The sequence below is a fragment of the Erythrobacter epiphyticus genome, assembly GCF_034653295.1.
In the GTDB taxonomy this organism is placed as follows: domain Bacteria; phylum Pseudomonadota; class Alphaproteobacteria; order Sphingomonadales; family Sphingomonadaceae; genus Erythrobacter.
Genome location: NZ_JAYEEU010000007.1, coordinates 639,990 through 660,766 on the forward strand (window position 1 = coordinate 639,990; position 20,777 = coordinate 660,766).

The following is a 20,777-nucleotide window of genomic DNA, read 5'->3' on the forward strand; positions in this document are numbered from 1 at the left end:
CCTCCCCCTGCGCAAAAGGTGACGCCTGACCGGATTCCTGCTAGAATCCGACTCGTCTTCGTGGGTGGAGAAAGGCGTCGCGCAACCGGGTCCGCAAGCGGGGAGGGCATTGCGATGAAGGTCGAACACGGCACGCTGGTGATGGTCGCTGACGGGGCGAAGCTGCTGCTGCTGCGCAACGAGGGGGACGAGAAATATCCTGTCCTCCAAACCGTCCTGCACGAGCGGCAGGATAATCCTGCTACGCACGAGCAAGGTGCCGATGCGCCGGGCCGCAGCTTTGCCAGCACCGGGGCTGCGCGCAGCAGCTATCAGGAAACCGATTGGCACCAGCAGGCCGAAGACGCCTTTGCGCGCCATGCGGCCGCCTTGCTGGAAAAGGCTGCGGCTGATCATCCCGGCGCAGGGGTGGTGGTGATCGCCGCACCGCGGACGCTCGGCGCCATGCGCGGGCATTATGGGCAGGTTACGAGCACGCGCTTGCTCGCTGAAATCGACAAGGATCTCGCCGATCATCCGACCGATGATGTGATCGCGGCGCTCGCCGCGCATTGAAGCCTTTGCCACCCCGGCATGGCCGCGCCGGACACAGCGCTTTGCGCAACAATCCTGCCTGTCTGTGAGCGAAAGATTCAAGGGTTGATTCACAAGATTCAATCACCAAATTTTTCTTCACAGATTCAATTTGGGGCTTGCGGGTCTCGCGACTCAAGCTTTGTCCACGCGTCGCGCCGTTTGGCGACCCTAAAAGGGCCGCGCGCGACTGCCCCGAACGGTTAATCGCCGGTTGACGGGATTCCTCCGCTGATTCATCATCTAGTGGTCAGGTTCGAAGAAGACCCCCAATTGCTTGATGTGCTGGCTGCTCTCCCGAGGGGAACAGGGCCGCAGCCAGACCGCAAGAAAGGGCTTTGAGACCGAATCAGGAAATCATCTCTGCGCTTGGATTGCGGGCTCCGGAAACCGGGTCATGTGGGCAAGTCTGGGGATGAACCGGTGCAGAACAGAATCGGAACAAAGCTGCTTGCGCAGGCTGCCGATTCAGGGGACAAAGCGGGGCAGACCATGGATTTCAAAGCGAGTGATAATGTGCCGGGTGAAGTGATCGAAGATGCTGTGGCCACAAGTGCCGAAAACAGCGCGGGGGAAGAGGCAGTGACCATGAAGAAAGCTGACAGCGGCAGCGAAGCCTTGATCGCCGCCAAGGCGGGCGAGGCACTGGCCGGGGCCATGGCCGAAGCGATCAAGGACGCCGGCAAGAGCGATTCGAAGAAGGTCAATGCGCGCCGCTTCACTGTGCACACGGATTCGGCGCGCGACGCCAATCTCACCGAATTCGGCAAGGAAACCCTGACCGACCGCTATCTCCTGCCGGGCGAATCCTATCAGGATCTGTTCGCGCGCGTCGCCGATGCCTACGCCGATGACGAAGCGCATGCCCAGCGGCTGTATGACTACATCTCGAACCTGTGGTTCATGCCGGCCACCCCGGTGCTGTCGAACGGCGGCACCAACCGCGGCCTGCCGATCTCGTGCTATCTCAACTCGGTGTCGGACAGCCTCGAAGGCATCGTCGGCACCTGGAACGAAAACGTGTGGCTCGCCTCGAAGGGCGGCGGCATCGGCACCTATTGGGGCAATGTCCGCGGGATTGGTGAGCCGGTCGGCCTCAACGGCAAGACCTCGGGCATCATTCCCTTCGTGCGCGTGATGGACTCGCTGACGCTGGCGATCTCGCAAGGCTCGCTGCGGCGCGGTTCGGCGGCATGCTATCTCGACATCAGCCACCCCGAAATCGAAGAGTTCCTCGAAATCCGCAAGCCTTCGGGCGATTTCAACCGCAAGGCCTTGAATCTGCATCACGGCGTGCTCGTCACCGATGAATTCATGGAAGCGGTGCGCGACGGCAGCGAGTTCGAGCTCAAGTCGCCCCGCGATGGTTCGGTGCGTGGGCGTGTTGATGCGCGCGCGCTGTTCCAGAAGCTCGTCGAAACCCGTCTTGCCACGGGTGAGCCCTATATCGTGTTCAACGATACCGTGAACCGCATGATGCCCAAGCATCACCGCGATCTCGGTCTCAAGGTCTCGACCTCGAACCTGTGTTCGGAAATCACGCTGCCGACCGGCATTGACCACCTCGGCAATGATCGCACGGCGGTGTGCTGCCTTTCCTCGCTCAACCTCGAAAAGTGGGAAGAGTGGCAGGGTGACAAGCAATTCATCGAGGACGTGATGCGCTTCCTCGACAACGTGCTGCAGGACTACATCGACCGCGCGCCGGATGAAATGGCCCGCGCCAAGTACTCCGCCAGCCGCGAACGCTCGGTCGGGCTCGGGGTGATGGGCTTCCATTCTTATCTCCAGATGAAGGGCGTGGCGATGGAAAGCGCCATGGCCAAGGCGCTGAACCTCAAGATGTTCAAGCACATCCACGCCAAGGCCTCGGAAGCCTCGATGCTGCTCGCGCAGGAGCGTGGGCCGTGCCCCGATGCGGCCGATATGGGCGCGATGGAGCGGTTCAGCTGCAAGATGGCGATCGCGCCCACCGCGTCGATCAGCATCATCTGCGGCGGCACCTCGGCTTGCATCGAGCCGATCCCGGCGAACATCTACACCCACAAGACGCTGTCGGGCAGCTTCATCGTCAAGAACCCCTATCTCGAGAAACTGCTCGACAAGAAGGCGAAGAATTCGACCAATGTGTGGAATTCGATCCTCGAGCGCGGCGGTTCGGTGCAGCACCTCGATTTCCTCACGCCCGAGGAAAAGGCCGTGTTCAAGACCAGCTTCGAGATCGATCAGCGCTGGCTGCTCGAATTCGCGGCGGATCGCACCCCGTTCATCGATCAGGCGCAGTCGCTCAACCTGTTCATCCCGGCTGATGTCGACAAGTGGGATCTGATGATGCTCCACTTCCAGGCATGGGAGAAGGGCATCAAGTCGCTCTATTACCTCCGGTCGAAGAGCGTGCAGCGCGCGGGCTTTGTCGGCGGGGTCGAGGCGGACAACACCCCCGAGGCGCCCAAGATCGAACTCGCCGCAAGCGGTGAGCAGACCGATTACGAGGAATGCTTAAGCTGCCAGTAAAGCGGCCCAACATCAGGCGCGCGGGCGCATAAATCCCGCGCGCCGCCCGATCTGTGTTATCACATGTGAAGGAAGAAAGCGTTATGAATCTGCCATTTGCGGCGGGATTGCTGGGCCTGGTTGTCTGCGTCGTCTTCCTGTTTACCGCGATCCGCGAACTGCGTCGGGGCAAGCCCGGCCATGCGCTCAACGCGGCCAAGATCCACCTCGGCATGGTCATCCTGTTCGTGCCGTTCTGCCTCTGGATTCTCGCCAATCACGCACCGTGATTCGCGCGCCTGAATCCGGCGGCCCACCGCTTTCGTATCTGTGCTATAATCAACCGCTGTTTCTGACTGGAGACCACGCCGATGTCGCTGCTTGAAGCCCGCAAGACCTACAAGCCCTTCGAATACCCTTGGGCCTATGAATTCTGGAAGCGCCAGCAGCAGATCCACTGGATGCCCGAGGAAGTGCCTCTGGGCGAGGATTGCCGCGACTGGGCGCAGAAGATCTCCGAGCATGAGCGCAACCTGCTCACCCAGATCTTCCGCTTCTTTACGCAGGCCGATGTCGAGGTGCAGAATTGCTACCACGAACAATATGGCCGCGTCTTCAAGCCGACCGAGATCAAGATGATGCTCGCCGCCTTCTCCAACATGGAAACGGTGCACATCGCGGCCTATTCGCACCTGCTCGACACCATTGGCATGCCCGAGGCGGAATACAGCGCGTTCCTCGAATATGAGGAAATGAAGGACAAGCACGATTTCCTGCAGCAGTTCGGGGTCGACACCGACGAGGATATTGCGCGCACCCTGGCGACTTTCGGCGGCTTCACCGAAGGGCTCCAGCTCTTCGCCAGCTTTGCGATGCTGATGAACTTCCCGCGCTTCAACAAGATGAAGGGCATGGGCCAGATCGTCTCGTGGAGTGTGCGCGATGAAAGCCTGCACTGCGAAGGCATCATCAAGCTGTTCCACACCTTTGTCGAGGAACGCCAGTGCCTCACCAAGGCGGTGAAGGAAGATCTCATCGACATCTGCCAGAAGACCGTGCGGCTGGAAGACAACTTCATTGACCTCGCTTTCGAGATGGGCCCGGTGGACGGGATGAGCGCGAAGGAGATCAAGCGCTACATCCGCTACATCGCGGACTGGCGTCTCGGCCAGCTCGGCCTCCAGCCGATCTACATGGTTGAAGAACACCCGCTGCCGTGGCTCGCGCCGCTGCTCAACGGGGTGGAGCACGCCAACTTCTTCGAAACCCGCGCGACCGAATATTCGAAGGGCGCAACCCGCGGCAACTGGAACGACGTGTGGTCGAGCTTCGACAAGCGCCAGAAGGCCAAGGCTGCGAACGAAGCGGGCGAAGAGGTCGCTGAAGCCGGGCTGTTTGGGGTGCAGGCGGCGGAGTAGGGGACTAGGCTAGCAAGTCGCCTTGGTGGGTCTCATCTAGACGAATGAGACCCACCAGCAGCCACTGATTGCTGGTGCCATGCTCGATGTTGCGTCTGCTATGGGTGCTAAATCCCAACACTAGACCGGCTTCGAAATATTGCTCTTCATATTTCTTTCGCAGCTCGGACACCGCCTCTGTATCACCATACAGCTGAGAAAAGCGATTGAACGCTGTGGATGTCTCCCAATCGTCGCATTCGTGGCGATGCGGTTTTTGGTCCTGATCAATCCAGTTCAAAACGAAGCGCTTGCGGCACGGAGCTAGTGGCTCGACCTCCCCATCCTCCTCGAATAGTGAAAGTTGACTTGCTAGTGCTCGATGCTCCCTCGCTTCATGGGCAAGTTCCTCAGCTGATTTGTCAAACGCCTCTAGACGGATAGACAAAGGACGAATGAGCGTTAGCGAGTTGCCGCGAGCGTCCGCTTCCTTTGTAGAGGAGCAAACCAATGGTGCGAGGAAGTTAGCTCGCTCTCCCGGCTTCATTTTTGTTGTTGGGACCAAAGAGTTCTGGAGAACTCTCTGGCTCTCCTTCCTAGGATCACTATCAGGCTTGACGTAGTCGTATCTGATCCATTGCCATCGGCCAAACTTCTGGTCTTCCTTCAGAATTCGATATGGGACAGGATACTGCCTGCGCCATCTGCGGTCTCTGCCGACACCAGCGCAGCAAACTGTTTCGAAATATCTGCTAGAGCGGTGCGGTTGCGCCTTGATGAGTATCATGCACTCGTCGGACTCCGGTCCTGATACTTGCGCCATCCACCACCCCCAAATGCGTCACGGGTGTACCCGTTCGCTTTTTCAGATCATCGGAGACAATCTTGCGATGGCAGGTCTTCACATCTCGCTCGTAGCACATCAAGCAAACGTTGAATTCTTTCAACAATTCTGCGATCTGAAAAATAGCTGAGTTGGCTTCCGATGAAGCCATAACGTCGGAAAACACGCGACGGAATGCGTCGAAATCACCTCTCCGTGCCGCCTCACGGCCTTCCTTGGGGTCGCCAAGTTCCTTGAGATGAATGTATTTGATGCCTGCCTTGCCAAGCGCTTCTGACAAAGCTGACTTCGAAAAACCCGGCCGGCGAGATTGCGCTCGGTCCCGAATATCGGCCAGCACATCGACGCCGGACAACTGCAAAGTTGCAACAAAGTCTGCGAGGTTAGATCGCTCGTATCCTATGGTGAACAACATTTGGCTTTAGTCGTTGCAGCGCGACACAACATCAAGCTCTTTCGGTCAAGCTGCTGCCAAAATGGAGTGAAGTGAGTCACAGCGGTAACACCTCATGTCACCTCGGCGTAGGCCGGGACCCAGCCTTTTTTCGCTGACGGTCACGCTCAGCCGCGCTAGGTTCCAACATTCGCTGGGATGATGGGGACGAGCTGGGGGATGCTCTAGGACACCCTTCCCGGGTCCCCGGCCTGCGCCGGGGCAGGCACGTCCGGGATGGCGGAAGGGGCGGCTGCCATCAAAAAATCAACGCTTTTGCAATCCCTTGCGCACTATGCCGCCGCGCATGGAGAAACTCGCCGCGCTTGCGACCCCCGAAAACATCGCCGCGGCCAAGGCGTTCGCCACGGCGCTTGCGACCCCGGCGAATACCATCACTGCGCTGATCGCGATGAACTTCGCGGCGTTTGCCGCCTTCGGCATCGACAAGGCGCGGGCCGAGCGCAGGGCATGGCGTATCTCCGAATCCACGCTGCTCCTGCTCGCGCTGCTGGGCGGCACCGGCGGTACCTATGCCGGGCGGGCACTGTTCCGCCACAAGACCCGCAAGGAGCCGTTCAGTTCGCAGCTCCACCAGATCGCCGGCCTCCAGTTTTGCGCGGTGGTCTTCCTCGTCGTCTACTTCTGGTAGCAGCCCCCCACGCAACAAGCCCGGAAAAGCCGCGCTGGCCTTTCCGGGCTTCGCTGTCCCGCAGGCGCGGGGAATGCAGCTTAACGCAGCAGCGACAGCACGTTCTGCTGCGACTGGTTGGCCTGCGCCAGCATCGCGGTCGATGCCTGGCTGAGGATCTGCGCCTTGGCGAGCGCGGTGGTTTCCGCCGAGTAATCGGTATCCATGATCCGCGACCGCGCATCGGTCAGGTTGGTCGAGACATTGGTGAGGTTGTTCACCGCCGACTCGAGGCGGTTCTGGCTCGCACCGAACGAGGCACGTGCGCCGTTAACAGCGGCGAGCTGCGTGTCGACGGTCGCGATGGTGGTGGTCGCAGCGGCCGCGTCCGTCACGCTGTACGTTGCCGCAGTGACGGGGGTGAGGTCGGTCCGGGTGATCGCGATCGTGTCACCGACGCTGCGCGAACCGGCCTGAATATTGATCGCGTCGGCCGAGTTCAGCAGCGAAATACCGTTGAACTCGGTCCCCGTGATGACCTGCGAAATCTGCGCGGTCAACGCCGTGACTTCGCGGCCGATATTGGTGCGGTCGGCCGCTGCGAAGGTTCCCGAGGCGGCCTGAACGCTCAGCTCACGGATGCGCTGGAGCATGTTGGTCACTTCGTTCAGCGCGCCTTCCGCGGTCTGGACAAGGCTGATGCCGTCATTGGCGTTGCGCACACCCTGCGCCATGCCGCGAATCTGCGAGGTCATCGACGTGGCAATGGCAAGGCCAGCGGCATCGTCCGAAGCGCTGTTGATACGACGGCCGGTCGACAGCCGTTCCATCGCGGTGCTGAGCATACGTCCTGCAGAAACACTAGCGTTCTGGGCGCGCAGGGCCGAGGAATTGGTATTGATAACGGTCATGGTTCAAACTCCCGAGTGGTCACGCAGCGCGAACACACCCGCCGCTGCTGGCCCTAAGACCGACCATGCCCGATGATGTTTAAGGCCCGCCTCAGCTAATTTGTAAGTCAAATCCTGCTTTTGCGCGTTCTAGGTAATCCTACGGAGCTCTGGTTAAGCTGCTGGTTCCTAGACATAATGCATCCCATGCATCGTCAAGAAATTGCACAGGGGCGATTATGAACAGGGCGCATGCCGACTCCGGACACTTGATGATGTCTAAGGCCTCGGTCAGTAATTCTGCATCGCATCTGACGGGTCACCATCTGGCGCAACATGCAGCTTTGCTTGAATGCACGGTACCGATGCTGGCACAGACTTGGCAGCGTGATCGGCTGGTGTTGGGCAGCGAAGGGCGTTTTGTGCTGCCAGCTGGTGGACGGCCTGCAGGTGCCGTTGAACTGGACTTGGCACAGTCTTCGAGCCCCTCGCTGGCCACATCGGCCCGTGGCCGTATTGCCCTGACCTATGATAGCAATGGCCTGTCGCAGGCTCGCGCCGCCTTTCTCGCTTGCGCCGCACAAGGGGGCTGGCCGATCGCATGCGATCCCCAAAGCGTCGCGCTCCTTACCTTGGCTGAACGGATGGCGGCGAGCGAAATTCCGGTACTGCTCGAAGGGCCGACCGGGACCGGTAAAGAAGTGCTGGCGCGTTTCATCCATCGGTGTTCGCCCCGGGCTTCCGGTCCGTTTGTCGCGGTCAATTGTGCAGCGATGCCCGAAGCCATGCTCGAAGGTCTGTTGTTTGGTCACCGCAAGGGAGCCTTTACCGGCGCCACCGAGGCGCGCGAAGGCCTGTTCCGGGCGGCCGATGGCGGCACCCTGCTGCTCGACGAAATCGGTGAACTGCCGCTGGCCTTGCAGGCCAAACTGCTGCGCACCCTTCAGGAAGGCGAGGTCCTTTGTCTTGGCGACACCATGCCGACCAAGATCGATGTTCGCATCGTGGCCTGCACCAACCGGACGCTAGCCGCCGAGGTCGAGGCCGGGCGGTTCCGGGAAGATCTGTTGTACCGGCTCAATGTATTCCCCCTCGAACTGGCGGCATTGCGCGAACGCTCTGATGATATTGCGCCGCTCGCCTTCGGGATGCTGCTGCGTCATGGCTGCCGTCCGGGCATGCCCGGCTGGTTGAGTGATGATGCCATCGCCCGGCTTGAGACCCACGCCTGGCCTGGCAACATCCGCGAACTCGAAAATGTCATCCGCCGTGCGATCCTGCTGGCAGGCAATGCACAGCTTATCACAGCCGAGCACATTATCTTCGACAAGCCGGTGCGTGCCATGGAACTGCCGCGTGCGGCAGCACCCGCACCCGCACCCGCACCCGCGCAAGCCAGCGGCGCGTCGCTTTCTGCGGTGGCTTTTGCCTCGCAAGCCGAGGCGATCCTCGCCGCGCTTGACCGGCATGGCGGAAATCGCACGCGCACCGCGCAAAGCCTCGGCATTTCCGAGCGTACCTTGCGCTATCGCCTCGCTTCGATGCGGCAAAACGGCCTGATGGCTGCCGCCGGAGGCCGTGCATGAACACGCTTCGTCCCGGTTTCGGGGTGCCCGACATCATGGCGCTGCGCGCAGAGGCGCTTTCCCGGCAGACGGCGCTGCGCGAGGTGCGCTCGGCAAGTGTGGCGCAGCCCCGCGACGCATCTGCTGCGCCCGCAGCCGGTTTTGCCGCGACGCTCGATAACGCGATGCAGCAGGTCAGCGCGGTGCAAAACCGTTCGAGCGAGCTGCAGGTCGCCTACGAGCGCGGCGAGGTGACCGATATCGCGCAAGTGATGATTGCCCGTCAGGAAGCGGGCATTGCCTTCGAAGCAGCGCTCCAGACCCGCAACAAGCTGCTGTCCGCCTACCAAGACATCATGCGGATGGGAGGCTGAATAAATGACCGATACCGCATTGCCTGTCCCCGCTGACAGCGGGGTGTTGTTGCCCGCCAAAGGCCAGGGCACCGGACTGATCGGCCGCTTGCCGTCCCCTGTGGCTGACTTCGTAAGCCAGCCTGCGGTGCGCCGTGCCTTGCCCGCGCTTGCGGGGGTGGGGGCGCTCGCCCTGACGGGGGCGCTTTATCTTGCGCTCTCCCAGGGCCCCCAGCGCGTGCTCTATGCCAGTCTGACCGATGCGGAACGGGCCAAGGTCACAGAAACCCTGGCCACGAGCGGGATCAAGTACTCGATCGATAACGGCACCGGCGCGATCACCGTGGCCGAGGATGATATCTACCGTGCCCGCATGCTGGTGGCCAGCAATGCCGGGATTGCCGCTCCGGAAGGGGCGAGCGAGATGCTAGATGCCATCCCGCTGGGCTCCTCGCGTACCCTGGAAGGCGAGCGGCTGCGGCTCGCGCGGGAGCGCGAACTGGTGCTTACGATCCGCGAGATTGATGGGATCGAGGCTGTCAGAGTCCATCTCGCTACGCCGGAACGATCAGTATTTGTGCGCGATGCCAGCACCCCCAGTGCTTCGGTGATGGTGCGGCTTGCGAGCGGGCGCAGCCTTTCGCAAAGTCAGGTCGAGGCGATCACCAATCTGGTGGCCGCTGCGGTCCCCGGCATGACCAGCGATCATGTGCGGGTGGTCGATCAGAATGGACGGCTGCTTTCTTCTGCCCGTGAAGATGGGCTGGAATCGCTGACACTCCAGCGTGAATTCGAGGCCAAGCTCGCCAGCCAGATCGACGCGCTGCTGTTGCCGCTCTTGGGCGAGGGCAATTACTCTGCGCAGGTTCAGGCCGAACTTGATCCTGATGAAGTGACCCGTGCCCGCGAGTCCTATGACACCCCCGGCGTGGTAAGGCGGGAAACCGAACGCAACACCACCCGCACCGGGCAGAATGCCCCCGGTGGCGTGCCGGGCGTTGCTGCTAACACCCCGCCGCCCGATCCGACGCTTGTCGACGCAGCGCCGCAACCAGCCCCGCCGGCGCAAGCCAGCGCCAGCGACAGCGAAAGCGCCGTGGAGCGCGCCTATGAACTTGGCCGTGAGGTTGCGGTAACCAACCGTCGCCCCGGCGGAGTCACGCGGCTTTCGGTTGCTGTGGCGGTCAGCGATGAGGCTCTCAAGGCGGCAGCACCGCTGACGGCGGCCCGGCTGCAAACCCTGGTCAGCGCAGCGGTGGGTGCCAATGTCACGCGCGGTGACAAAGTCGAAGTCGTGCCGAGCAAGTTTGGTCCCGATGACTTGCAGGCGCCCGCGTTCTACGAACAGCCCTGGTTCATGACCGTGGTGCGTTACGGTGCAATGCTGCTCGCTGTCTTGCTGGTGCTGTTGCTGGCGGTGCGTCCATGGCTGGCGCGTCAGCGCGAAAAGGACAAGCTTGCCGCAGCCGGTGCGCCGGACTTGGGTGATCGCACCGCGCTGACAATGGGTGATAGTGTTGCGGCTGCGTCCGAGCCGGGCAGCACCGCAAGCCTTGCGACCGCGTTACAGGGAGATCTCACACAGCAGGTCGCGCTGGCCCGGCAATTTGCCGCCCGGCAGCCGGATCGCGCGGCGCTTGTGTTGCAGCGGATGCTTCAGGCTCCTGCCGAGCCCCCGGTTGAGCCTTCCGCCACCCCGCTCACCACCGCTGCAGGAGCGCAAGGCTGATGGGCATGGTTGAACCTCTTGCCGGATTCACCCCTGCACCGGGGTCGGAAGGGTTTGCAGAAAGCCTGCTCTCCCGGCCTGATCGCGCGGCCGTGTTCCTGATGCTGCTCGACGATACCGAAGCGAGCACGCTGATCAGCCGACTGCAACCCCACGAGCTCGAACGGCTTGGTGCGGCGATGGTCGCGCTGGGCGAGGTAGATCAGACTGGCATGACCGAAGCGCTCGCCGACTTCGTCAGCGAAGCCCAGCGTGAAGTCATCCCCGCGCGCGATCGCGCAGGCGATGTGCGTGTCCTGCTCGAGCGCACGCTTGGCCTTGCCAAGGCCGAAAGCATGATGCAGCGCATCGCACCTGACGTGCAGCCGTTCTGTGTCGAAGTGGCGCGCTGGCTTGCGCCGGCGGTGCTGGTGCGCCTGATCGGCGATGAACACCCCCAGATGATTGCAGCGCTTTTGCTGCTGATCGACCCTGAACCCGCGGCTGCGGTGCTTTCGGCCCTGCCTGCTCCGGTGCAAACCGAGGTTATCGAACGGATTGCGCGGGCCGGGCCAATCTCGCGGCAGGCTGCCAGCACCATCGACGCCTTGCTGTCGCAGCGCATCGGTGCGAATTTCGGGCCATCGGCATTGCTGCTTGGCGGGCCGCAGGAAGCAGCCAACCTTATCAACCGCGCGGCGGGCGAGGTGCGTGGCACTGTCCTTCCGGCGATTGCCGAGCGCGATGCGCCGCTGGCTGCTGCCATCGAGGACAAGTTGTTCACGTTCGAGATGCTGTTGGCGCTCGATCCGATGGCGATGGGCCGCTTGCTGCGCGATGTCGATTCCGCCCAGTTGGTCGATGCGCTGAAGGGTCTGACCGAGGAAGAGCGGACGCCGTTCCTGGCTGCGATGTCGAGCCGTGCGGCGGATGGCATCCGCGACGAAATCGAACTGCGCGGACGGATCGCGAAGAAAGATGTCGTGGCGGCACAGCGCGCTATTGTGGAGGTCGCCAAGGCCCTTGCCGCAGCCGGCGAGATCATCATGGGAAGCGGCGATGGCGACTTCGTCTGAGTGGCTGGCTGCGCTCGCCACGCCACCAGTGGTGCAATCCCCCCGCTGGTTTGAGGCCTTGGGTACGCCAAAGGGCTTTTGCAGCGAGACACCATTTGCGGGCAGCGTGTCCGCAGCGCCGGTATCAGAGTCGGCGTCCAACTCCGTCCCCGAACTGGCCACGCCTGATGCGCTTGCCGAGGCGGAAGGCCGCGGCTTTGCCGCAGGACAAGCGGCGGCCCGTGCCGAGACGGAGCAGGAACTGGCCTATGCGCGCGCGCTGAAGCTCCATTTCCGTGCGCTGGATGAAGCCGCGCGGGCAGTGCTGGCGGAGGAACTCGCCGCAACGGTGCAAACGCTCTGCATGCAGGTGCTCGGCGATTATGCGCTGGATGGCACAGCTCTCGTAGCCCGTTGCGAAGCGGCGGCGGCACGGCTTGGCGGCGGCTGGGCCGGCGCAGTCTTGATGCTGCATCCCGATGATGCTGCCGGCTTGCCCGATGGGGCACTCGCGGGGTGGCACATCGCCACCGATCCCGCACTGGCGCGTGGTGCGCTGGTCATCGAGGGGCCGGATGGTGCCGTGCGTGATACCCCGGCGGACTGGCAGCGCGCGCTTGCCGAAGTCTTGCGGGCATGATTGCCGAACTCCAGCTTGATCTCGCCCGCATGCGCTCCGCCCGGTTGAATGCGGGGCCGGTGCTGACGGGTCGGGTGGTGGCCTGCGATGGCGGCTTGGTCGAGGTGGCTGGCCTGCCACTGCCGATCGGCTCGCTTGGCGCTGTCGAAACCATGGACGGTTCCGGGTGCCTGGCCGAGGTTATCGGGTTTCGTGCAGGCCATTCGCTGATGATGCTGCTGGGCGATACGGTGTTGCTCCATCCGCGCGCGGTGGTGCGGGCGGTTGGCCGTCCGGGTGAAGTGCGCGTCGGCGATGCCTTGCTGGGCCGGGCAGTTGATGGCTTGGGTGAACCGATTGACGGCGGCCCGCGCCTTGATCTGCCGCTGTCGTGGCCACTTTCCGGCAAGCGAGAACATGCGCTCGAACGCGCCAGCGTCGCGGCGCCGTTTGATTGCGGCATTCGTGCAATCAACGCTCTTGCCACCATGGGGGTGGGGCAGCGGCTGGGCATCATGGCTGGTTCGGGTGTCGGCAAATCCGTGCTGATCGATACGATTGCCGGCCATGCCCTCGCGGATGTTACCGTGGTCGCACTTATCGGGGAGCGCGCCCGCGAAGTGTCCGATTTTGTCAGCCGGCATATGGCGGGCCGACGCAGCGGCGGGATCGTGGTGGTGGCTGTTCCGGCCGACCATGCACCCAATCTTCGGCTGCGCGCCGCGCAATATGCAAGCGCAATTGCCGAATATTTTCGCGAGCAGGGCAAGCGTGTCCTGCTGATTCTCGACAGTCTCACGCGGGTTGCCCATGCCGCGCGCGAACTGGCGCTGGTGCTGGGCGAGCCGGGTGCGGCGCGGGGCTATCCGCCATCCGCGCTGGCCGCGATCACGAGGCTGGTTGAACGCGCTGGCAATTCGGCACGCACTGGTGGTGCCGTAACCGGGATCTACACCGTGCTGGCTGACGGTGACGATGCCAGTGATCCCGTGGTCGATACCGCGCGCGCGATCATGGACGGGCATATCCTGTTGTCGCGCGGCTTGGCTGAACGGGGGCACTATCCCGCGATTGATGTGCCCGCATCGCTCAGCCGGGTGATGGATGATCTTGTCACGCCTGAACATGCCCAGGCAGCGCGGCGGCTGCGTGCACTGATCGCCGCGCGCGAACAGAACCGTGATCTGGTCATGATGGGCGCTTATCGCGCCGGGTCCGATCGGCTGCTTGACGAAGCGCTCGCCCAGAGCGCGGCGATTGATGCCTTCCTGACCCAGCCGCGCGGTTCTGCGGAAAGCCTTGCGGCGAGCCAGGCCGCCTTGCTCGGTTTGTGGGACACGGATCGTGATTGAGGAAAAGCGGCGCCTTGCGCTGGTCCGCATGCAGGCGATGGTGGCCGGACTTGCCCGCCGCGAGGCGATGCGTGGCCTCGCCGAAGCGCTTGACGAGGAACGCCGCCGCCATGCGCTGGCGGAACGCGCGGCACAATTGCTTGCCAGTTCGGGTGCCCGCACGGGCACCGCCCTGGGCGAAGACATCGCCCGCGCCAGCCGGTTCGCCACCGGGATTGCGCGGATCGCCGATGATGCTGCCGTGGCCCGGGGTGATGCGCGCCGCCAGACCGAATGGCAGGCGAGCCAGCTCGCCTCTGCCGAAGCCCGCGCGCGTCGGCTGGCCGAAATCGAAACGGCAGCCGAAACCGCGCTTTTCGAAGCCCGCGATCGCCGCACGGCGCCGCTTGCTATGTCGATGGCACGCAAGTTGCATAGGCATAAGTAAACGACCTTTCGGAGTATCCGCCCGTGCTGCCCATGCCGTCCACGCTTCCCCGCGCGCCGATTGATGCTGCTTTCTTGCGCCAACCCTTGGGGGTGGGCGATATTGTGCTGCCCGATGCTGCGGGCCAGCCTGGCACTGATTTCGCCGGGGTGCTTGGCGCATCGCTGTTGCAGGTCGAGGCCTCGCAGACGGCCACGGTGATGCCTGGGGTCCCGACTGATCTTGCTCTCCCGACGCAGCCTGCCAATGCGGGTGTGCTGCCCGACGCTGCGGTACCCGCAGCACCGGTTCGTGCCACCCCTCGCCCGGCATTGCCGGACGGCAAAATCTTGCCGCCTGATATGCCATCCGGCACCATCATGCCGTCCGATCCAGCACCGCATGTGACCCTTATGGCGTCTGGTGCGCCGGGGTCCGAAAGCGTCGCTGGCGAACCGCTTGATGCCGAGGCGGCCGGATCTGCTGTGTCCCAGCCGCAGCCAGGCCTTGTCGACCTGCCCCGGCCTGTTATGCCGCCGCCGCTTCAGTCCGGACGTGCGGTGTTCTCCCGTCCTGCGACCACGGCTGCTCCGACCGACATGGCCAGCGTGGCCGAACCTTCGGCCGAGCCGTTGCTCGCTGCCTTGTCAGCCACCGCTTCGGCCACCACGGCGCGCATGGCGCAGGCCACCGAGCCGCCGGCCGCCAGCATGGCTTCCGCCGCTGCACCGACCGCTTCCCCGATCACCGCTGCGATCACGCCGGCGCCGCTTGCCTCGTCTTCGCATGCGCCCGAAGCGCCCGGATTGTCTGCGACAGCGCCCGCTGCCGATCTCGAGGCGACACTGGAACAGATGACTGCGATGCGCGACGTGGCCCGCGCGTCGCGGCCCGAGCTCACGCTCAGGCACAGCGAATTCGGCATGATCAACCTGCGCGTCGAAGCGGCGGGCAGCGCGGGCGAATGGCGCGCTTTGCTCACCAGCCGCGATCCGGGGTTTGTGCCTGCGGTGCACGCCGCTCTGGCCGAGCGCGCGGTGGTAGCCAGCAGCGAAAGCAGTTCGAACCCGGGGGCTTTTTCAGGCGGACGCGGCAGCGACACTGCGCCCTTTGGACAAGGCGCCGGGCAATCGCCGTTCGGATCTTCACCGGGTTCCGGACAGGGCACATCGCAATCCCATGCGGGACCGCTTTCCACCGGTCGGCGTGTTGATGAGGCGGCCAACGCGATGGCTGCTGACAAGGCTGATCCGGCGGGTGCGATGCCCGGCGGCCTGTTCGCCTGATCGCGGCCAGGCTTCGGATCATTCATCAGGGCAAAGGGAAACAGGTAAAGCATCATGGCCAAGGGCAAGGACAAGTCCACAGATGAAGGCACGCAGTCGTCCGGCATGGCGTTGAAGATCGCGCTCGGTATGGTGGCCACGCTCGCGCTTGGCGCGGGCGGCGCTTACGGGGCGTTCGCCGCCGGACTGATCGGGGTTGGCAAGGCGGGGGAGCCCGACATTCCCAAACTTGTCGTCAAGGGCGCCGATGATCCCTATGCCTTCCCGGCCAAGGCCGAAGGCAGCGACGCGCCTGCCACGGTCTTTGGCGAAGGTGGTAGCCAGTACCGCACGGCCTATTATTCCTTCGAGGAAAGCTTCACCTCGAACCTTGCCGGCTCGCCAGCGCTGATTCAGCTGGAACTTGCCGTATCGACCCGTCGTGACGGGCGGGTGCTGCAATGGGTCAAGACCCACGAAATCGCGATCCGTTCAGCCATTCTGGCCCAGCTGGCGGCCACGTCTGAAGCGGATGTTTACGACGTCGCGGGCAAGCAGCGTCTTGCCAAGCGGCTGACACAGACCATCAACACCGTGCTCGAGGAGAACGAGGGCTTTGGCGGTATTGAGGCAGTCCATTTCCGCGGATTTCTCGTGCAATGAGGATGTCGCATCAATTTGACCGCGTTGCCGCGGTCGCCATGCATTGCCCGGAATTGGTGGCACGCGGTCCGCGTCCGGAAGAGCGCGATGCGATGATCGCGGCCTGGCGGCGCGACCTTGCGCGGGTCATGAATGAAGCGCTCGGCGGGCTTTTTGCGGGCGACCGCCTGACCGCCGAGATTACGGCGCCGGAATGGCTGCCTGGCAGCGAAGTGCTCAGCCGCATCGGTCCGATTGCAGCCAATAGCCTGCTCCGCTGCGGAGCGGACGCAGAGGCTGCGGTGTTGCTGTCGCTTGATCATGCCACGGCGCTGGCGCTGACGGATCGCGCCTTTGGCGGCGAAGGTCGGGTGGGCGATCCTTGCGTCGATCCGCTGCCGCGGTCTGCGCAGTTGCTGTGCGAGGAAATTGCTGCGTTGGTCGCCGGCGCGGTGGCCCGTGTGCAGGATGCTGATGCCTTCCGCGAGCCTGTGCAACCGACGCCGGGCGGTGATGTCGTCATCCGTTCGGAAAACGCAGCGCGGCTGCGCGCGTTTGACCCTGCTGCCGATTGTGCTCTCTTCACGCTGCGTTTGGCGGACAGCAAGGGCCTTGCATGGCACCTGCACCTTGCGCTGGCCAAGGCGCAGCTTGATAGTTTGCTGCCCGCGTCTCAGCTGCCGCATCGCGCCGGAGCGTCTGCACAGCAGCAAGACGCAGTCAGCAGCTTCGGTGCCATCCCGCTGCCGCTGCGCGCGGTGCTGACTGAATTCGATCTCACGCTTGCCCAGCTCGATGGGCTTGCGCCCGGCGATACCTTTCCGCTGGCGATGCCGCGCAGCGTGCCGTTGCGGATCGGCACAACCGTCGTGGCACAAGGCACCATCGGCACGCTGGATGATCGCCTTGCTCTTTGCCTCACTCATGTTCCCCATCAAGGATCTGCCTCATGAATGCCCCGATCACTGCTTTTTCGTCCGGCCTTGCCCGCTTTGGTGATGTTGCTGTCAGCCTGTCGGTTGAGCTGGGGCGCACCGAACTGCCGCTGCGCGATGTTCTGGCCCTCGGCGAAGGCAGCGTGGTTGCGCTGCATCGCCTGACCGATGAACTGCTCGATGTCACCGCGAATGGAAAGGTGATCGCGCGCGGGGAAGTGGTCGTGGAAAACGGCCGCTTTGCGCTGCGGATCGTCCAGCTTGTCGGTGCGGAAAGCGCACCAGTTGCAGCTGTTTCCGATCTCCCGATGGGGATCTCCGATAAGGGTATCCCGGCATGATGTTGCTGGAGTATTTTGCACGGTTGGCGCTGTTGCTGCCGCTGCTTGGCGGGCTGATCTGGGGCAGTCTGAAACTCACTCGCTATCTGCAAACCCGGATGGTGGGTCAGATGGGCGCAGCGGGCCGGCATCTCGAGCTGGTCGAAACAAGTCTGATCGCACCTGGCATGCGATTGGCCGTGGTGCGATTTCATGACCGCGAGATTCTGCTGGGCGCTTCCCGGCAGGGCCTGGTGCGGCTTGGCGAAGCCCCGGCCCGTGCAGCGGAAAGTGCCCAGTGATGCGCGGTATTGCCTCTTTCCGTGCTGTTCTGGCGATTTTTGCGTGCCTTTGCGCCTTCTTCGCCGCGGATGTCGCGCAGGCCGCACCGGCGGTTCCGGGTGTCGGTGCCGCGATCGAGCGCGCGCTCGGTAGCGAAGGTGTGGGTCAGGACACGCCGCTGAGTTTCTCGCTCCAGCTCCTGCTGGTGATGGGCCTGCTTACCATCCTTCCGTCGCTGGTGCTGATGATGACCAGCTTCCTGCGCATCCTGGTGGTGCTGGCAATCCTTCGGCAGGCTATCGGCTTGCAAGGGTCCCCGCCCGGACAAGTGCTGGCGGGCCTGGCACTGTTCCTGTCGCTCTTCGTGATGGCCCCGACGCTTGAAGTGGTCAACGACACCGCGGTTGCCCCTTACGCTGCGGGCACGCTGGAGGCCGATGCTGCGATTGCCAAGGGCGGTGAGGCTTTCCACGCCTTCATGCTGACCCAGACGCGCGAGGCGAACCTGCTGATGTTCGCCGATCTGGCTGGCACCAACGGCTTTGCCAAGGGCGCGGATGTTCCCTTCTCGATCCTGCTGCCCGCCTTTGTCACCAGCGAGCTTGAAACCGCGTTTCAGATCGGCTTCATGCTGTTCCTGCCCTTTCTGGTGATCGATCTTGTCGTGACGAGCGTCTTGATGAGCCTGGGCATGATGATGCTGTCGCCGACGATAATCTCCCTGCCTTTCAAGCTGCTGCTGTTTGTGCTGGTTGATGGCTGGGCTCTGCTGATGGGCAGCCTTGCGATGAGTTTCGGGTGATGGGGCTCGATACCAAACTGCTGGCACTGGCCGATCAGACCTTGTGGGTCACGGCGCTGATTGCGGCGCCCGTGCTGCTGGCCGCGCTGGTGGTTGGCCTGATGGTGGGGATTATCCAGGCGGCGACGTCGGTCAACGAACAGACCCTTACCTTCGTCCCCAAGCTGGCGGTAACGGCACTGGTGTTCGTGGTGCTGGGCGGGGCGATGATGGCGCTGCTCAGCGACTTTCTGCGCGAGATCATGGCGCAGATCGCCACCATTGCAGACTGAAGGCGCACACGGTGAATGTCCTTGATTTCGGGCTGGCCGGACTTGAGGCGCAGCTCTGGCAGATCCTGTACCTTTCGATCCGTTGCGGCGCTGCCCTGATGGCAGCGCCAGTGGTGGGCGGTATGGCGGTGCCCGTCCAGTTGCGGGTGTTGCTGGCCTTGGTGATCGGGATGTTCATCGCGAGCTGGCTTCCACCCGCTCCGCTGCCTGCCATGATGAGCTTCGCCGCGCTGCTGGCCATCCTTCAGGAAGTGCTGATCGGGGCCGCCATGGGCTTTGTCCTGCAACTGGCCTTTGCCATTCCGCTGATCGCTGCCGAACAGATTGCAGGCACGATGGGGCTTGCGATCGCCACCTCGATAGATCCCACCAGCGGTTCGCAATCCGGCGCGCTGGGAAGCTATTTCTCGATTACGATGACGCTGCTGTTCTATGCGATCGGCGGACATTTGCTATGGTTCCAGCTGCTGGTGGAAAGCCATCGCCTGCTGCCACCCGGCAGTTTCATGTTCGCACCCGAAAACGCCCAAGGGATCGTGCTGTTCATGGGCTATGGGTTGGCGGCTGCCGCGGCGATCGCTCTGCCCGTGGTGCTGGTGTTGCTGCTGGTGCAGGTGGTCACAGGCGTGCTGTCGCGCTCGGCCCCGGCGCTCAATCTGTTTGCTCTTGGCCTTCCCGCGGGCGTGTTGGCGGGAATTGCAGCGCTGATCATCGTCATGCCGCTGATTGTCGATCAGTTTTCCCGCATCATTACGGCAGCGCTGGCTGAAATCGGAAGGCTCGTGGGCTGATGGCCGAGCAGACTCCCGGCGAAAAGGTCTTTGATCCGACCCCCAAGCGCGCATCCGATGCCGCAAAGAAAGGCGATGTGCTGCGTTCGCGCGAAGTGGCGACCGCAACGACGATGGCCACCGGCGCGCTGGTGCTGGTGATGGTCGGGCCGTGGCTCGCAGACAGTGTGGCCGGCGTGGCGCGGCTCGCGTTCCGGTTCGATCGGCAGGAACTGGATGCATTTACGCCCGGTGCGATGCTGAGCGGCGCCGCGGTTGCGCTGCTGCCACCGATTGCTGTGCTGGGTCTGGCCGCAGCCGGGATCACGCTCGCGGTGCAGCTGATGCTGGGCGAGGGGCGGTTTGTTCCGGGTAATCTGGCGTTCAAGGGATCGCGCATCAATCCGCTGGCGGGGCTTAAGCGGATGTTCGGCCTCAATGCGCTGATCGAATTGGGCAAGGGCCTGCTCAAGGTCATCCTGCTGGGTGCTATCGCATGGGGTTGGGCGGCGGCCAATCTGGCACCTCTGCTGGGACTGGGTGCAAGTGACGTGCACGCCCAGATCGGTTTCGGCCTTGATGCCTTTGCCGGGCTGATCGGCGTCCTTTTGATCGGTCTGCTGATCATTGCAGCCATCGATTATCCCTTGCAGCGGTTCCAGCGCAACAAGCGTCTCAAGATGAGCCTGCAGGATCTGCGCGATGAACAGAAGCAGGCCGAGGGCTCGCCAGAGATGAAATCCGCGCGCCGCCAGCGCCAGCGCGACCTCGCGCGGGGCGGTGTCGCCAAGGCGATGCAGCAGGCGCAGTTCGTGATCGTCAACCCGCAGCATTTCGCGGTGGCCCTGACATATGATGCGTTGCTCGCGCCGGCGCCCCTTGTCCTCGCCAAGGGGCGTGGCGAAACGGCGCTGGCGATGCGCGAGATCGCCGCTGAACAGAATTTGCCAGTGCTCGAATACCCAACGCTCGCGCGTGCAGTCTATTTCACGACCCGGCAAGGCGAGATGGTGCGCGAGGAGCTTTACGTCGCGATTGCCGCGCTGGTGGCTTTCGTGATGGCGTTGAAGCGTGGCGATCGCCCGCGGCGTCCCACAATTACAGTCCCAACCGCCCTTCAATTCGACAGCCATGGCCGCGCGTTGAACGCGGCTTAACAACCCGGCAAAG

The 20,777-nt window shown here is 63.2% G+C and carries 24 protein-coding genes; 21 read left to right on the forward strand and 3 right to left on the reverse strand.

Going from position 1 to position 20,777, the window contains the following annotated elements; genetic code table 11:
- Window positions 1-114: 114 nt before the first annotated feature.
- From SOQ14_RS08615 to SOQ14_RS08630, 4 genes are all read left to right on the forward strand, one after another.
- The gene (locus SOQ14_RS08615; RefSeq protein ID WP_322897662.1) at window positions 115-555 is read left to right on the forward strand and encodes a baeRF12 domain-containing protein; all 441 of its coding nucleotides are present in this window, start codon (window positions 115-117) and stop codon (window positions 553-555) included.
- A 510-nt stretch (window positions 556-1,065) separates the two neighbouring features.
- A complete protein-coding gene (locus SOQ14_RS08620; protein ID WP_322897663.1) occupies window positions 1,066-3,087 on the forward strand; it encodes a ribonucleoside-diphosphate reductase subunit alpha in 2,022 nt (673 codons plus the stop codon).
- An 83-nt stretch (window positions 3,088-3,170) separates the two neighbouring features.
- Window positions 3,171-3,356 (forward strand): hypothetical protein, encoded by a 186-nt coding sequence (locus tag SOQ14_RS08625; protein WP_322897664.1) that lies wholly within the window; start codon window positions 3,171-3,173, stop codon window positions 3,354-3,356.
- Window positions 3,357-3,437: 81 nt separating this feature from the next.
- Window positions 3,438-4,484, forward strand: coding sequence for a ribonucleotide-diphosphate reductase subunit beta (locus SOQ14_RS08630; RefSeq protein WP_322897665.1), 1,047 nt, complete (start codon window positions 3,438-3,440; stop codon window positions 4,482-4,484).
- A 4-nt stretch (window positions 4,485-4,488) separates the two neighbouring features.
- Here SOQ14_RS08630 and SOQ14_RS08635 read toward each other — a convergent pair whose 3' ends face one another.
- Both SOQ14_RS08635 and SOQ14_RS08640 read right to left on the reverse strand, forming a co-directional pair.
- Window positions 4,489-5,250 carry a DUF8758 domain-containing protein gene (locus SOQ14_RS08635; protein WP_322897666.1) on the reverse strand — a complete coding sequence of 254 codons (762 nt, stop codon included), beginning with the start codon at window positions 5,248-5,250 and terminating at the stop codon, window positions 4,489-4,491.
- A complete protein-coding gene (locus tag SOQ14_RS08640; RefSeq protein WP_322897667.1) occupies window positions 5,216-5,722 on the reverse strand; it encodes a DUF488 domain-containing protein in 507 nt (168 codons plus the stop codon). The genes SOQ14_RS08635 and SOQ14_RS08640 overlap by 35 nt, the downstream gene beginning before the upstream one ends.
- A 325-nt stretch (window positions 5,723-6,047) precedes the next feature.
- On the opposite strand from SOQ14_RS08640, the gene SOQ14_RS08645 reads away from it, so the two are divergent.
- Entirely contained in the window at window positions 6,048-6,392 is a 345-nt protein-coding gene (locus SOQ14_RS08645) for a DUF1294 domain-containing protein (RefSeq protein ID WP_322897668.1), read from the forward strand.
- 80 nt (window positions 6,393-6,472) lie between these two features.
- On the opposite strand, the gene SOQ14_RS08650 is transcribed toward SOQ14_RS08645, so the two are convergent.
- Window positions 6,473-7,282, reverse strand: a complete 810-nt coding sequence (locus tag SOQ14_RS08650) for a flagellin N-terminal helical domain-containing protein (RefSeq protein ID WP_322897669.1) — start codon at window positions 7,280-7,282, stop codon at window positions 6,473-6,475.
- A gap of 344 nt (window positions 7,283-7,626) precedes the next feature.
- Here SOQ14_RS08650 and SOQ14_RS08655 point away from each other — a divergent pair, with 344 nt between their 5' ends.
- The 16 genes from SOQ14_RS08655 (at window position 7,627) to SOQ14_RS08730 (ending at window position 20,764) form a co-directional block, all read left to right on the forward strand.
- Complete coding sequence (locus tag SOQ14_RS08655; protein ID WP_322897670.1) at window positions 7,627-8,847, forward strand: sigma-54 interaction domain-containing protein; 1,221 nt, start codon at window positions 7,627-7,629, stop codon at window positions 8,845-8,847.
- The gene (gene fliE / locus SOQ14_RS08660) at window positions 8,844-9,200 is read left to right on the forward strand and encodes a flagellar hook-basal body complex protein FliE (protein WP_322897671.1); all 357 of its coding nucleotides are present in this window, start codon (window positions 8,844-8,846) and stop codon (window positions 9,198-9,200) included. The genes SOQ14_RS08655 and fliE overlap by 4 nt, the downstream gene beginning before the upstream one ends.
- Before the next feature lie 4 nt (window positions 9,201-9,204).
- Entirely contained in the window at window positions 9,205-10,908 is a 1,704-nt protein-coding gene (fliF, locus tag SOQ14_RS08665) for a flagellar basal-body MS-ring/collar protein FliF (protein WP_322897672.1), read from the forward strand.
- A gap of 5 nt (window positions 10,909-10,913) precedes the next feature.
- Window positions 10,914-11,963, forward strand: coding sequence for a flagellar motor switch protein FliG (locus SOQ14_RS08670; RefSeq protein WP_322897673.1), 1,050 nt, complete (start codon window positions 10,914-10,916; stop codon window positions 11,961-11,963).
- Window positions 11,947-12,582, forward strand: a complete 636-nt coding sequence (locus SOQ14_RS08675; protein ID WP_322897674.1) for a FliH/SctL family protein — start codon at window positions 11,947-11,949, stop codon at window positions 12,580-12,582. Before SOQ14_RS08670 ends, SOQ14_RS08675 begins: the two co-directional genes overlap by 17 nt.
- Entirely contained in the window at window positions 12,579-13,913 is a 1,335-nt protein-coding gene (locus SOQ14_RS08680) for a FliI/YscN family ATPase (protein WP_416232743.1), read from the forward strand. Before SOQ14_RS08675 ends, SOQ14_RS08680 begins: the two co-directional genes overlap by 4 nt.
- Window positions 13,906-14,340 (forward strand): hypothetical protein, encoded by a 435-nt coding sequence (locus tag SOQ14_RS08685; protein WP_322897675.1) that lies wholly within the window; start codon window positions 13,906-13,908, stop codon window positions 14,338-14,340. Before SOQ14_RS08680 ends, SOQ14_RS08685 begins: the two co-directional genes overlap by 8 nt.
- A 92-nt stretch (window positions 14,341-14,432) precedes the next feature.
- A complete protein-coding gene (locus SOQ14_RS08690; RefSeq protein ID WP_322897676.1) occupies window positions 14,433-15,605 on the forward strand; it encodes a hypothetical protein in 1,173 nt (390 codons plus the stop codon).
- A 54-nt stretch (window positions 15,606-15,659) separates the two neighbouring features.
- Window positions 15,660-16,247 carry a flagellar basal body-associated FliL family protein gene (locus SOQ14_RS08695; RefSeq protein ID WP_322897677.1) on the forward strand — a complete coding sequence of 196 codons (588 nt, stop codon included), beginning with the start codon at window positions 15,660-15,662 and terminating at the stop codon, window positions 16,245-16,247.
- Between the two features lie 2 nt (window positions 16,248-16,249).
- A complete protein-coding gene (locus SOQ14_RS08700; RefSeq protein ID WP_322897678.1) occupies window positions 16,250-17,179 on the forward strand; it encodes a FliM/FliN family flagellar motor switch protein in 930 nt (309 codons plus the stop codon).
- Window positions 17,176-17,502: a flagellar motor switch protein FliN gene (gene fliN, locus SOQ14_RS08705; protein WP_322897679.1), complete on the forward strand. Its 327-nt coding sequence runs from the start codon at window positions 17,176-17,178 to the stop codon at window positions 17,500-17,502. Before SOQ14_RS08700 ends, fliN begins: the two co-directional genes overlap by 4 nt.
- Window positions 17,499-17,783 (forward strand): flagellar biosynthetic protein FliO, encoded by a 285-nt coding sequence (locus SOQ14_RS08710; protein ID WP_322897680.1) that lies wholly within the window; start codon window positions 17,499-17,501, stop codon window positions 17,781-17,783. Before fliN ends, SOQ14_RS08710 begins: the two co-directional genes overlap by 4 nt.
- Window positions 17,783-18,565: a flagellar type III secretion system pore protein FliP gene (gene fliP / locus SOQ14_RS08715; protein ID WP_322897681.1), complete on the forward strand. Its 783-nt coding sequence runs from the start codon at window positions 17,783-17,785 to the stop codon at window positions 18,563-18,565. The genes SOQ14_RS08710 and fliP overlap by 1 nt, the downstream gene beginning before the upstream one ends.
- A complete protein-coding gene (locus SOQ14_RS08720; RefSeq protein ID WP_322897682.1) occupies window positions 18,565-18,837 on the forward strand; it encodes a flagellar biosynthetic protein FliQ in 273 nt (90 codons plus the stop codon). Before fliP ends, SOQ14_RS08720 begins: the two co-directional genes overlap by 1 nt.
- A gap of 11 nt (window positions 18,838-18,848) precedes the next feature.
- Window positions 18,849-19,628, forward strand: coding sequence for a flagellar biosynthetic protein FliR (locus SOQ14_RS08725; RefSeq protein ID WP_322897684.1), 780 nt, complete (start codon window positions 18,849-18,851; stop codon window positions 19,626-19,628).
- Window positions 19,628-20,764, forward strand: coding sequence for an EscU/YscU/HrcU family type III secretion system export apparatus switch protein (locus SOQ14_RS08730; protein ID WP_322897685.1), 1,137 nt, complete (start codon window positions 19,628-19,630; stop codon window positions 20,762-20,764). The genes SOQ14_RS08725 and SOQ14_RS08730 overlap by 1 nt, the downstream gene beginning before the upstream one ends.
- Window positions 20,765-20,777 lie beyond the last annotated feature (13 nt).